The organism is Nostoc sp. 2RC (assembly GCF_014222165.1).
Lineage (GTDB): Bacteria > Cyanobacteriota > Cyanobacteriia > Cyanobacteriales > Nostocaceae > Nostoc > Nostoc linckia.
Window position 1 is genome coordinate 1 of the sequence record NZ_JACKZU010000217.1, and the last position, 13,891, is coordinate 13,891.

Genomic DNA, 13,891 nt, shown 5'->3' on the forward strand with positions numbered 1-13,891 from the left:
GGAGATGGGGGAGATGGGGAGATGGGGAGAATATAATTCCCCAGTCAACAGTCACCAATGCCCAATGACTAATTGTTATGAAGTTAAAGTATCAAGTCTTTGGACATTGGCAGTACACTAGATCTTTGCCCCAGGACAACCATCCATTTTTGGATATCATGAAGCCTTGTGGCATCCTCTCATTGCCCCTAAGAGACATCAAGCCATAAACGCGATTACTTGCGTCTTGTGTGTACTCGGAGTTTAAAATACCAGAAAACTAGAGACGAAGCATGAAAGTCACCCAGGAAAAACTTCCCGCCAGCCAAATTGGCTTGGAAATAGAAATTACGCCGGAAATTACCAAGCAAACTTACGAACAAGTCATTAAAAACTTAGCGAGTACTGCCAATATTCCTGGGTTTCGTAAAGGCAAGGTGCCTCGGCCAATATTACTACAAAGGCTGGGTACGACTCGAATTAAGGCAGCAGCCCTGGAAGAACTAATTCAAGATGGTATTGAGCAAGCAGTTAAACAAGAATCCATTCAAGCCATAGGTCAGCCGCAACTGCGTTCCTCTTTTGAGGATTTGATTAATAATTATGAACCTGGAAAACCCTTGACGTTTTCAGCGGCTGTTGATGTTGAGCCAGAAGTAAATTTGGTGCAGTACACTGATTTGCAAGCTAAAGCTGAGGAAATCAAGTACGATCCAGAGCAAGTAGACAACACTCTGGACAAGCAACGTCAAGAATTGGCAACATTGATTCCTGTAGAAGGACGTGCAGCCCAAATCGGTGATGTTGCTGTAGTGGATTTTAAAGGCGTGTTCGCCAAAGCTGAGGGTGAAGAGGAAACAGGCGAACCAGAAGCTATTCCCGGAGCCGAAGCAACTGATTTTCAACTAGAGTTGCAAGAAGATAAATTTATTCCAGGTTTTGTCTCTGGTATCGTAGGCATGAATCCAGGTGAAACCAAGGAAATTTCAGCGCAGTTCCCAGATCCTTATGCCAATGAAGATTTGGCAGGAAAAGCAGCAACCTTTACAGTAACGGTTAAAGAACTCAAAGAAAAAGAACTACCAGAATTAAATGACGACTTTGCCCAAGAAGTCAGTGATTTTGAAACTTTGGAGGAATTACGCACCTCTCTAGTAGAGCGATACCAAAAAGAAGCCGACGAAAAAACCAAGAGCAATAAACAAGAAGCTTTGTTAACGGAACTGCTCAAGCACGTAGAAATTGAGTTACCAGCAACGTTAATAGAGAAAGAAGTGGATGCAATGCTGACTCAAACAGCAATTCGCTTGTCTCAGCAAGGACTAGATGTGAGGAAGTTATTTACTCAAGATATTATTCCTCAATTGCGGGAGCGATCGCGCCAGGAAGCAATTGACCGCCTCAAGCGCTCTTTATCCTTACGAGAAGTGGGTAAACGCGAATCTATAGAGCTGACACCAGAGGAAATCACAGCCAGAGTCACAGAACTTTTACAACAGTATCCAGATGAAAAAGATATTGATGAAGAAAGACTACGGTCAATGGTGGAAAATGAACTGCTAACCGAAAAAATCATTGACTGGCTCTTAGAACATTCCTCAGTTGAACTTGTACCCGAAGGTTCCTTAGCGTCAGCAGAGGAAACGGAAGCAACACAATCAGATGCAGACACCAACGCACCTGAAACAGAAGAAAGCAGCGAACCTTCCATAGAAACCGCACCAGAGTCCTGAAAATTTCACACCGATAATTCATCAGTTCTGAGTTAAAGTGCTGGTGAATGGGTAAGCTAAAGGATATCAAGGGTATGGGGCATTGGTGACTGTTGACTGGGGAGTTATCTCCCCTGCTCCCTTGTCTACCTCATCTCCCCAATACCCACAATCAAAAGAAAAATTAAAGAATTCTGAGGAAATAGTGACACTATTTGGGTCTGGGCTTGATACTGTGTTACACGAGAGGAATTTATATGAGGCATAATGGTTAACACGTAGCTTAAATAAAAATCCCAACTCGTCAACAAGGCAGCCTGAGCTGCCGAAACCTCTGTCCCAACTATCGTTAAATCTTCTATGCTTGTATCGCAGTCGGGAAATTATCCCATCAGCAACTTAAGTCGAATAAACATTAACTCCCAGTTGAGCAGCCCTAACAACATCGTGCCGATGGTGGTAGAACAATCCGGTATGGGAGAAAGGGCTTTCGACATCTACTCCCGCCTGCTGCGAGAGCGGATTATCTTTTTGGGAACGCCAATAGACGATGCTGTTGCAAACTCAATTGTCGCTCAGTTGTTATTCCTAGACGCTGAAGACTCAGAAAAAGACATCCAATTATACATTAATTCCCCTGGCGGCTCTGTCTACGCAGGTATGGCTATCTATGATACAATACAACAAATACGCCCCGATGTTGTTACCATTTGTTTTGGATTAGCTGCGAGCATGGGAGCGTTTTTGTTAACAGCGGGAACTGCGGGTAAGCGTATGTCTCTTCCCGATTCTCGGATAATGATTCACCAACCACTTGGTGGCGCTCAAGGGCAAGCCATTGACATTGAAATTCAAGCTAGAGAAATTCTTTACGTTAAGGCGAAGCTAAATCAGTTACTATCTCAGCATACTGGTCAACCTTTAGAAAGAATCGAAGCAGATACCGAGCGCGACTTTTTCATGTCGGCAGAAGAGGCGAAAAACTACGGTTTGATCGATCAGGTCATTTCCAGGCAAAATCTTCCCACAGCAGGGGAAAACGTCACCATTCTGAAATAAGAGGCTGGTATGTCTAAGTACGACTCCCATTTAAAATGTTCATTTTGTGGCAAGTCTCAAGAGCAGGTGCGTAAATTAATCGCGGGGCCGGGAGTCTACATCTGCGATGAATGCGTTGACTTGTGTAACGAAATACTAGACGAAGAGTTACTCGATACAAATGGTGCAGCAGCCCAACCCGCACCAAAATCGGAACCACCTCAAAAACGTCGTACCCGCTCTTCGAGTATTTCGTTTAATCAAATACCCAAGCCAAGAGAGATTAAAAAGTATCTAGACGAACACGTTATTGGTCAAGATGAAGCCAAGAAAGTCTTATCTGTAGCCGTTTACAATCATTACAAGCGGCTGGCCATCGTTCAGTCTAAAGCCAATGGCAAAGCTGCTGCTGATGATGTAGTGGAGTTACAAAAGTCTAATATTTTGTTAATTGGCCCTACTGGTTGCGGTAAAACTCTCTTAGCCCAAACCCTAGCGAAAATCCTTGATGTTCCCTTTGCCGTCGCTGATGCCACGACGCTGACGGAAGCAGGGTATGTGGGAGAAGATGTAGAAAATATCTTGTTGCGACTGTTGCAGGTGGCAGATTTAGACGTGGAAGAAGCCCAACGGGGAATCATCTACATCGACGAAATTGACAAAATTGCCCGCAAAAGCGAAAATCCCTCAATTACTCGCGATGTTTCCGGCGAAGGCGTGCAACAAGCCTTGCTGAAAATGTTAGAGGGAACCATCGCCAACGTCCCACCCCAAGGAGGACGCAAGCACCCTTACCAAGACTGCATTCAAATTGATACCAGCAATATTTTATTTGTCTGTGGCGGGGCTTTCGTAGGTTTAGAAAAAGTTGTAGACCAGAGAGTCGGCAAAAAGTCAATCGGTTTTGTGCAGCCGGGAGAAGGTCAATCCAAGGAAAAACGGGCAGCAGACACTCTCCGCCATCTAGAACCGGACGATCTAGTGAAATTTGGCATGATTCCAGAATTTATCGGACGCGTGCCAATGGTAGCAGTGGTAGATCCCCTAGATGAAGAAGCGTTAATGGCAATTCTTACCCAACCACGCAGCGCCTTAGTGAAGCAGTACCAAAAACTGCTGAAGATGGATAATGTCCAGTTAGACTTTAAACCAGATGCTTTAAGAGCCATTGCTCAAGAAGCCTACCGTCGGAAAACTGGTGCTAGAGCGTTGCGGGGGATTGTAGAAGAATTGATGCTGGAGGTGATGTATGAATTACCATCTCGCAAAGACGTGACACGTTGTACAGTCACACGGGAGATGGTAGAGAAGCGATCGACCGCCGAACTGATCGTACATCCTTCTTCACTACCAAAGCCAGAATCAGCCTAAGAATCATTGGTCATTGGTCATTAGTCATTAGTCATTAGTCATTGGTCATTAGTTATTAGTCAAAAACTAAAGACTAATAAGAATGTAGCCAGGATATAGTGACTAATGATGAAGTGCAAAATCCGATTTAGCCGTGCTTGCGACGGTGAAGGGGAATTTGTAAGAGAAGACGAATGACATTAGGACGGAGGACAAAGCACAAATGCCTTACATTAATGTTCGTGGCGTTGAGCATTATTATGAGTGGGTAAAAAAACCATCTAATTCTTTAGTTAAACCAGTGATGGTTTTTATCCACGGTTGGGCTGGTTCGGCTAGATATTGGCAAAGTATTGCTAATGCTTTATCTGAGCAATTTGATTGTTTACTCTACGATTTACGGGGATTTGGACGTTCTCGCGGTCAGCCAACCATAGTCCAAGCAAGCGAATCTGTTGCTGAGTCTGAGTCACCCCAGGAACAATCAAAGGCAATCAAACAGTTAACGTATGAATTAGAAGAATACGCTGATGATTTGGCAGCTTTGTTAGATGTGTTGCATATCCAGCGTGTTTATATCCATGCCCATTCAATGGGTGCTTCTGTTGCGACTTTATTTTTTAACCGTTATCCTCAACGAGTAGAACGGGGGATTTTAACTTGTAGTGGTATTTTTGAATACGACGAAAAAGCATTTACAGCCTTTCATAAATTTGGTGGTTATGTAGTTAAATTCCGCCCCAAATGGTTAGCTAAAATACCATTTGTTGACCGATTCTTTATGGCTAGATTTCTGCATAGTCCTATACCAAATGCTGAACGGCAGGCTTTTTTAGAAGATTTTCTCCAAGCAGATTATGATGCAGCATTAGGTACAATTTTTACTTCAGTTTCTAAGGCACAAGCTGAGTTGATGCCACAGGAATTTGCTAAGTTGACAGTGCCAACTCTAATGATATCGGGTGAGTATGACAAGATCATTCCAGCCCAGATGGGGCGTCAAGCAGCAGCATTGAGTGACAAAGTGGAGTTTGTAGTGATTCCGAATACAGCCCATTTTCCGATGTTAGAAGATGCATCAACTTATTTGCAGCGAGTCCAGGAATTTTTACAAATTAAGATACCAGTTGATTGTTGACTGTTGACTGTTGACAGTTAACAGTTTTTTTTAGTGTAGGCGCGCAGTGGTAAGATAGAGGCTATTGCAAAGAAAAGAGCAAACGCTTAACTTAGCGTATTGGGTTTTAGCCAAGACTTTAAATTGTTTTACCGAGTAAAAGAGCAAGTTTAATCAACAGCGATCGCAGTAGGAAATTTTTTCGCAGTATAACTCAATGCTGAGAAATTAATTATTGACAATTAATAACACAGTCATTTGACCAGAAAATAATTAAAAATTAAAACATCTTTAAAGTAATTTAATTTACCAGTAGCCAAAACTAAAGTAGCAAAAATTGGTATTTTTTAACTAAAATCCTCAATCCGATGTCTCAGCTGCAAAGAATTGCCATCGCACCTTCCCAACTCCAACAACAGCAAATTTTGCTTACCAAAGAACAGCAACATTATCTGGGGCGGGTGTTGCGCTTGCGTGAGGGCGATCGCTTTATTGCAATGGACGGTAAAGGAAAATGGTGGTTGGCGCAATTAGCAGCAGAACAAGCACAAGTTTTAGAAATACTGACAGTAGAAACTGAATTACCTGTATCAATTACACTGTTAGTGGCTTTACCAAAAGGTAATGGATTCGATGAAGTAGTGCGCTGCTGTACGGAATTAGGAGTAACTTGTATTGCACCAGTGTTGAGCGATCGCACTTTGCTTCATCCCAGCCCGCAAAAACTCGAACGCTGGCGGCGTATCGCAGCGGAAGCCGCCGAACAATCAGAACGTTCATTCGTGCCAACTATTTTAGAACCTGTTACTTTTAACACGGGTTTGTCATCAGTCAACAGTCAACACTCACCCCTCAACACTCAGCAATATATCTGTGTGGCTCGTGGTGATTTTCCGCACTTAAAAGATTGCTTACAACACAAAGGACAAGTGACAAATGACAAGTTCCTGTCCCCTTGCGTCGGAAAGCAAGTGGCGTTGAGCCAAAGCTTCCTGGGATCTGAGCTTTGTAAGACAGAACAACAGACAATTGTGATTGCTACCGGCCCAGAAGGCGGATGGACAAAACAAGAAGTTGAAAATGCCATCGCAGTGGGATTTCAACCTGTTTCCCTTGGTCGTCGTATCCTCAGAGCAGTGACAGCGCCAGTAGTGGCATTATCCTTGATTACCGCAGCTTGTGAAGTATAAATGAGTTATAGATCGCGCAGAGACACCCAGGCTCACAGAAAATTTTTGCGCCTTTGCGCCTTTGCGTGAGATATTTCTCTCGCGTGGATTGAAACATGATTGAGCAAGTTGCGATCGCCTTTGACAATAAAGACTATGAAACAGCTGCTACATTACTCAAACAGCTGCAACAAGAATCACCAGAACATCCTTGGGTGCAATTTTATCTCGGTAGGCTGCATGAAGTATCTGGAAACTACCAAGATGCAGAAAAAATTTTTCGACAACTACTACGAGATACAAGAAATACTAGAATAGTGACGCTAGCGCGTCAAGGTTTGCGGCGGCTGCAAGAAATTGAGCAAGAAGAAAGACAACGTGCTATTGCTCAAGCCAAATCCGAACCCAATAACACCGAAGTTGGCGTACTAATCTTAGAACCTATTAATAACGAACTGAAGCCAGAAGCATCTCGAAAATTTGCTCAAATAATGCAAATAGATCCTTACAGTGCAAGGTTAACGCTACCAAGTCGTGGCTGGAGACTATACCGCACTGGACAAGTGGGAGAACTAAAATTTTACGGCGAACAGCTGCAACAAGCTGCTATTCCCTGTTTTTGGACAACAATAACCGCAATTCAACAAATTCAAGTATTTCAAATTAAATATTTTTCACAATCTCAATTAAAAGCTACTGTTGTTTGCCGTAATCAAGCAAATCAACTCGGTTCTTTAACCTTTGATTGGTCAGAAGTCACAGCACGAATAGTAGGACTTTTGCCTATTTTTGAACAAGTTGTAGATATTGATGCTCGTGGTCAACTAGAAAGAAAAACTCAAACACAAGACTATGCTCAGTTTTGTGATTTACACCTACCCGGTAGACGTTGTATTCTGCGGCTTTGCGATGGTGGCTATGAATTTCAGCAAGGTTTAGAAATTATTCCTCAAGCTAGCCAAAATACAATCAGAATTAATTGGAATAGTTTATCAAATTGGATCGGTCAGCAACTACCCCAGGTCAAAACTTGGTCAGATTTCACGCTCTTTGCAGATACAGCATTAGACCATAAAGAAATACTGGGTCAAATTGAATCTCACATTCACCTATTTCGTAGAGAGGAGACTAATTGGGACTCTGCTTTTCATTTATATAGTGGATTAGCGTTTGTGAAATAAATAGATTAGCTACAGCTGATTTCTCAGAAAGTCAAGCCAGGTAATAATATAACTAAATCTTATAAATAAAATAACTTATTTGTATAGATTTCGTATTTCCTTGGTCGGCTTCAAAGGATATTTTGGAAATTATATGTCATAAAATCATGACATTTTACAGCTACCAAATTTTTTAAATCAATGAATTTGAATTTTTGAGCGATCAAAACGCTAATTTATGGCTCAAACATTGCCTTCATCAGACGAAAACCTTAGCTGATGAGTCTAATTTAAAACTCTCTCAAGAAACAGAATTTACGTATTTTATAGCTAAATTGCTGACCAAGATGAGCTAAAGCAGTAAATACAAGGAATCTTTTTGTGTTGAGGACTGTTAGTTGTAGTTGCTCTGGAAAATTATGAAAGGTTATTTACCCAAACAAGCTAAATTCAATTATCAAAATCTTCAGGAGAAATGGAGAAACTACTGCTTTAAAATACGTGGAACTAGGCGTTCATTTTGTTTAGATAGACCCCACCACACACACATATTTTGGAGTTGGTGCGGTAGTTTTATTGGCATAGCCCTAACGGCTTACCTTTCTGTAAAAACTAATTCTCCTTTGTTGATGGCTCCCTTTGGTGCTACTAGCGTATTAATCTTTGGTGTTCCTGACAGTCCTTTAGCTCAACCCCGGAATGTAATTGGTGGAAATCTTGTGGCAGCATTAGTTAGTCTGACTATTCTGTATTTTTTCGGTTCAGAACCTTGGGCAATGGGAATGGCGGTAGCGACAGCCATTGGTATGATGCAGCTGACTGCAACTTTACACCCTCCTTCGGGAGCAGTTGCATTAGTTGTGATGATGACGAAACCATCCTGGCAATTTCTTTTAACACCTGCCTTAGAAGGTTCGATAATTTTGGTACTCTGTGCAGTGGTATTCAATAATCTGGCACACGAAAGAACCTATCCTAAATATTGGTTCTAATCGTGGTAATGTCCCAACGACAGTTGCTAAAAACCATCCTTTTAATAGACTTTTTGCAGAAATCGGGAAAAGGTGCAGGGGAAAGGGGAAAGGTTTTAAATCCCTTACCCTTTACTCCTTTCCTCAGCCCGAAAGAAGCGTATTTTTGGGTTGGCAGAGTAGTACGTGAAACTATAATTAACTCGATGAAACTGTAAGCTCTCGCTCTTTGACTTTAGTTTTTGCTGATGGATTTAATAAAGCGATCGCAGGTTGTTCTTCCTTTTTGTACACCGAGCTTAATAGGATATCTAGCACATCAGCTTTCCGGGCAAGTTCGATGGCACGATGGGTAATGATATCCCCTGGACTTAAAATCACGCTATCATCCTTGTTTAAAATGATTCGATTCACGGTACGTCCTAAAGCTTCTTTGATGCGGTGTTCTTCTAATGTTTGAATTGCCTGTTGGCGTACTTGTTCAAACCTTTTTTGGAGGATTGCCACGAAGCTAGTTACATTTTCTTGTACGCGAGCAACACTATCAACCACCAATTCGCTTGTATCGGAAAGTGTGCGATTGGCACTAGAACCAACTGCGTCAATGAAGGTTAAGCCAACGGCATTGAGTAGCGCCCGTTCTTGCTTGTAACTACGGCTGCGCTCAATTACTTGTTGGGTAACAATTTGTCCTGGTGCAGCTACAACTAATCCATCATTAGTCTGAACTAACTGATGCACTCGTCGTCCCAAAGCTTGTTCTACCAAATAACTAGCAACAATATTGCTGGTTGAGTTACTCAACTCGGCTGTTAAGCTGCCTTTTGTTGCTTGGAACAGTTGGTTAAGTATTCCCTGCTGCTCGGCTCGTTCGGCAATCTCCAATGTAATTGGCTGTCCTTGAGCAATTAGTAATCTTCCATTCGGGGAAATTACATCGTAATCAACCACCCTATCAATTACCAATGCCTTTTGTTCTTCTGGATTGATAATTGCATTCATTAATTTGGTGGCAGTGTTGCGAGCTGTCAGTCGCAACTTTTCATCAGCGATCGCACTTGTTTGTTTTACAGTTTCCTGGAATTGATTGCTAGTTGTGTCTACAGTTTCCTGAATTTTGCGATTTAACTCGGCTACAACATCACCTCCAGTGGCTCGATAAAGTCGATGCAGTACACCTAGACGTTCGGCCTCATCTGCAATCGATCTGGTAACTGTTTGTCCCCGCATCACTAACACGCTACCATCTAGGGCAAATACATCTCTATCTGCAATTTGACCAACCACAAAAGCTTTTTGCGCTGTTGAATCAATAATCGCGTTTGTCATTGATGTTGTTGCTACTTGATTAACATCTTGCAATTGTCTGCTTACAACCTCCGTTGTTTCTTGCAACTTTTCTGTAGCAATTTCACCTACTTTCTGAAGTTTTTGATTAGCTGCCGCTGTGGTATCTTGTATTCTATTGCTAGCTGTTTGAATAGCTCCTTTAAAACCACCCACTTGTTCTTGCATAAGTTCAGCAGTTTCAATTGATACGAATGCAAAATTCTCTCCGATTTTGAGCGTGTTATTAGCAGGAACAAAGCTTCGTCCAGAATAAGCATCAGCAAACAAACCGCCGGAAACTTCGTATCCTTCAACGACTCCTGTCTGTTCATCAAAATAAAGGTCAATCATTGTTCCCAAATCGCGTCCATTTGTAGTCAAGATTCGGGTTCCTTTAAGCACATTGTTGCGTTTTACAATAGCTCTAATTTCTGGCGCTTTCTTAATTTTGACTACTGCTGCTTTTGAAGGTACGATTACAGCGTTTAAACCGATCGCTTGTACTTGAGCAAATGGAATCACGCGGGCACTACGAAACAAGCTGCCATCATCTACAAGCAGTCCGAGAAGTCGATCGCTCTGTTGGTCAAAAATCAAGTCTTGAATCCGCTCAATTCGCTCTCCGGTATTGTAAGCAACAACAATTTTTCCGATTAAATCAGTTCCTCGACGCATATCTTTGATTCCTTTGGTGGTGCTGAGTTCCTAAAGTTTGTTTGCAGGTAAATCATGCCACTTGCTTTGAGCCAGGAATCCCGTCCTACGCAATGGCTTTTCCTCACACTTTCTTGATGATTGAAAATTCAATTATGAATACTTATCAGTGAGCACTGTTTTAGATAAGTGAGTTGTTGGAGAATTAGAAGATAAACTGCTTGTGTGCAGCTTAATTTTTACTTGTTGAACCAGATCCTCTAAATCAAAAACACCTTTATATTCAAGTACTCCAGCTGTGGCGATGGCTACAACCATCGCAGAAAGCAGATACAAATTAGCAGGGGAACGTCGCTGTCCTATCAATCTTGGCATTGTTTTATTCCTTATTATCTTATCGAGTAAAAACAAAGTCACTATGGTTAATTCATAGCTCTATGAAGCTTGAAAATCTTTTTCAAAATTAAATTTGAATTAATTAAGACTACAGAAGAAGAAAGCAATCCTCTAAATATCATATTTGTTTATGAGGATTGCTGTATTGCAATCAAATTCATCCTCAAAATTAGTAAAAAAATCAGCGTGCTTGCAATTACACTAACACTCTACAAGTTAGCGATCGATTCTAAGGTACAGATTTGAGAATGATGACAAGTCTGAATTTATTACTAATTCTAAACTCTGAATTTGGGATTCTTGAAACAGCAAAGTTGATTAATCAATCAGTTTTTTAACTTCATCTTTGGCGTTTTCAACAGACTGACTTACATTAGCCTCAGCTTGTTTTAGCTTGCCTTCGGCTTCTAACTCTGGATTGTCAGTTACTTGACCTGCAATTTCTTTAGCTTTACCTTCAATGTTTTTGGCAGTTGCTTTGATTTTATCTTCTAAGCTCATAAAATTCTCCTTCGATAATTAGGTTCAAAAGTTTGTAAACAATCAAGACTTTGGATTCTTACTACTCTTTCTTAGGATATAGATAAGTATGATTCGTAAGAATAATTGACATGTAAACATATCAATGTTAGAGCTTAATTGTGCTTTTTTAGAAAGCTTGTAGCTTTCATTTTTAGTATACATAAAAGTTTAAAAAAATACATATGACTATTAAAAATTCACAAGTCTATTAGTTTATCCAGATTGCAAAGACTTCGCAAAAACTTTGAAATATTTAACTTTTTAATATGCATCTGTGACCTGTTTCTAGCAATTTTGTGACCTGTTTTTAGCAGCAAATGTAAAATCCTGAAAAGCTTATATATACAAGGTTTGGCATCATAGTTTTACTAATTTTTAGACCTTACATCTTGCTGGTTGTAAATAGTATTGATTAATTATATTTATAGATTTGATAATTAATAATTAATTTATTAAATAATCATCTTTTATGTTAAAATTAAAAATTCTCTTATGTGCTTTATACAAAAATTATTTAGAATAAAAGTTGCGTGCTAAAAATCTGCACATAGCAAATATCAGAAATTACTTTCAATAGATAACAATAACAATCAATATGGAACGCCTATCTGAAGCATTACGAAATCGGATAAAGGTTACAGTAAAACGAACAAGAGAAGCGATCGCAGATTCCTTAGTTGACTTAGAACAAAAAAGTAAAGTCAGTTTAGTTGACGTAAAAAAGCAGGTTAAAACACAGCTTTTTGAAACAAAAAATCAAGTTAAAACTCAAATTTTTGAAGTTCAACAGCAGGTTGAAACACATCTCGTCACTTGGAATAATTTTCGTCAGATTGAAAGTATCCAGTCCGATCGCTTGGCAATTTTCCTGCTTAAACTACTACTTAAAGAGCAGAAATCTACAACCGAAAAACCAAGGTTTAAAGCAGGTTCTTTATTTCCTGATGGCTCCACAACGTTAGCAGCATTAACGTTGGTACTGCGAGGTGTGGCAGAAGTTTTGTCACAAAAATCAGATTTATCCTGGAAAGTTAAGTCTGATTCGATTTTGAGTTACGAAAAACCTGTTAATAAAGGACGTAGTGGCCAAATCGAGTATTATATCAGCGATGAAAGTTTGTCTCCACAAAAGCAAGCATTAACAATAGATGCTGCTCTGACCACCATTGAGGAATTTGACCCAAGAGCAGGTGCTATTCATCTAATTTACTGTGCTAAAGCACTTGAACTTCAGCAACCTTGGAATCAAGCTTTTGTGATTGATGATAAACAGTTGGTTGAATATACAGGTTTATCAAAGCGCCGTGATTTGAGCAAATCACAAAAATTAGAGATTCTAGATAGTTTGGTAAGACAACCTGCTCAAGTATTGGCAGAAATTACTTGGTTCAATACAGATAAAGTTCCGGCTTTTACAACAAGAGATTGGCAAATTTGGAATGTTTCTGTGGAACACAAATTTGCTGAAGCAGAGGATAGCCATTGCAAACTTATTGGTTTAACTCTTACCGTCAAACCCGGAGAGTGGGCAAGATACTTCTTAAACAAATCAGAATATTATTACCATACAGGCATTATTACCAAGAAAACCGTACAAACGCTTTTTAGTATTGGTAAGCAAAACGTCGGTGCTGCCAGAATCCTAATTTGGCTGACTTTTCAAATTGTACCCGGATTACAAAACCGCTTGATTGGCAAAACGCTGTTAGAAATTGCCTATGGAGAAAAACGAGTTACAGCAGCAGCAAGCGATCGCCAACTGCGTCGGTGTTTAGCTGATGATTTTGAAACTGATATGAATGTTGTTAAAAAAGCTGGATGGCAAATAGAACTTGAAATTGGGCCAGATTGGTTGGAGAACAAGCAAGGCAAACGTCCCACTGGATTTTGGCAAGAACTTTTAATATCACGGTGGCGGTTCAATTTGCCGTCAGAAGCACAACAACGGTTAAACTACCCGCAAAGCCAAAATAGAATTAACCGCCAAACCAAAAATCAGTGTCAACTGCGATCGCCATCAGGTGAGATGATTCGCAAAGCCAGAAAAGCTAAAGGCTGGTCGAGGGCGTTTTTTGCCTCAACGATGGGAAAAAGTATCTCTTGGGTTGACGCTGTAGAAACCAATCACCGCCAAGTCTCTGCTAAAGATTTACCCATGCTAATAGAACGTCTCGGTCTTAACTCTAAAGATTAGACTTCTAAGAGAAGTCGGGAAAAGGGTAAGGTGAAAGGGGGAAAGGTAAGTACTGGACTGACACAGCTAAAATAGTGCATTGGTAAACTCTTGTGAGACGGGTGAGGACACCATTGGTGTCAACTTAAGTTTAAACCCTTGTCCCACAGCCGTTTTACCCCACCCCTCAATCCCCTCCCCGCAGGCTCTGAGGGGAGGTTTTGGCTTTAGATAAAACCGGGGTGGGGTGAGTGTCGATTAGTTAGTAATTGAGTAAGTTTGCTCTAACGTCATTACAAGGGTTTTACGTTAAGTTGACAC

At 40.7% G+C, this 13,891-nt stretch carries 11 protein-coding genes; 8 read left to right on the plus strand and 3 right to left on the minus strand.

The window, feature by feature from the left end:
• Positions 1–272 precede the first annotated feature (272 nt).
• The 7 genes from tig (at position 273) to GNE10_RS21990 (ending at position 8,517) form a co-directional block, all read left to right on the plus strand.
• A complete protein-coding gene (tig, locus tag GNE10_RS21960) occupies positions 273–1,712 on the plus strand; it encodes a trigger factor (RefSeq protein WP_185566981.1) in 1,440 nt (479 codons plus the stop codon).
• Between the two features lie 339 nt (positions 1,713–2,051).
• Positions 2,052–2,750, plus strand: a complete 699-nt coding sequence (gene clpP, locus GNE10_RS21965; RefSeq protein WP_099067644.1) for an ATP-dependent Clp endopeptidase proteolytic subunit ClpP — start codon at positions 2,052–2,054, stop codon at positions 2,748–2,750.
• Between the two features lie 9 nt (positions 2,751–2,759).
• Positions 2,760–4,100 carry an ATP-dependent protease ATP-binding subunit ClpX gene (gene clpX, locus GNE10_RS21970; RefSeq protein ID WP_185566982.1) on the plus strand — a complete coding sequence of 447 codons (1,341 nt, stop codon included), beginning with the start codon at positions 2,760–2,762 and terminating at the stop codon, positions 4,098–4,100.
• Between the two features lie 202 nt (positions 4,101–4,302).
• A complete protein-coding gene (locus GNE10_RS21975; RefSeq protein ID WP_185566983.1) occupies positions 4,303–5,217 on the plus strand; it encodes an alpha/beta fold hydrolase in 915 nt (304 codons plus the stop codon).
• 347 nt (positions 5,218–5,564) lie between these two features.
• Complete coding sequence (locus tag GNE10_RS21980) at positions 5,565–6,386, plus strand: 16S rRNA (uracil(1498)-N(3))-methyltransferase (protein WP_185566984.1); 822 nt, start codon at positions 5,565–5,567, stop codon at positions 6,384–6,386.
• A gap of 95 nt (positions 6,387–6,481) precedes the next feature.
• Positions 6,482–7,546 carry a tetratricopeptide repeat protein gene (locus tag GNE10_RS21985; RefSeq protein ID WP_185566985.1) on the plus strand — a complete coding sequence of 355 codons (1,065 nt, stop codon included), beginning with the start codon at positions 6,482–6,484 and terminating at the stop codon, positions 7,544–7,546.
• A gap of 398 nt (positions 7,547–7,944) precedes the next feature.
• Complete coding sequence (locus tag GNE10_RS21990; protein WP_185566986.1) at positions 7,945–8,517, plus strand: HPP family protein; 573 nt, start codon at positions 7,945–7,947, stop codon at positions 8,515–8,517.
• A 177-nt stretch (positions 8,518–8,694) separates the two neighbouring features.
• Here GNE10_RS21990 and GNE10_RS21995 read toward each other — a convergent pair whose 3' ends face one another.
• The 3 genes from GNE10_RS21995 to GNE10_RS22005 form a co-directional block, all read right to left on the minus strand.
• Positions 8,695–10,500 (minus strand): PRC-barrel domain-containing protein, encoded by a 1,806-nt coding sequence (locus GNE10_RS21995; RefSeq protein WP_185566987.1) that lies wholly within the window; start codon positions 10,498–10,500, stop codon positions 8,695–8,697.
• Between the two features lie 132 nt (positions 10,501–10,632).
• Positions 10,633–10,854 (minus strand): hypothetical protein, encoded by a 222-nt coding sequence (locus GNE10_RS22000; protein ID WP_185566988.1) that lies wholly within the window; start codon positions 10,852–10,854, stop codon positions 10,633–10,635.
• Positions 10,855–11,193: 339 nt separating this feature from the next.
• Positions 11,194–11,376, minus strand: coding sequence for a CsbD family protein (locus GNE10_RS22005; RefSeq protein ID WP_099067636.1), 183 nt, complete (start codon positions 11,374–11,376; stop codon positions 11,194–11,196).
• Positions 11,377–11,992: 616 nt separating this feature from the next.
• Between GNE10_RS22005 and GNE10_RS22010 the strand changes: the two genes are divergently transcribed.
• Positions 11,993–13,591, plus strand: a complete 1,599-nt coding sequence (locus tag GNE10_RS22010) for a helix-turn-helix transcriptional regulator (RefSeq protein WP_185566989.1) — start codon at positions 11,993–11,995, stop codon at positions 13,589–13,591.
• Positions 13,592–13,891: the final 300 nt, after the last annotated feature.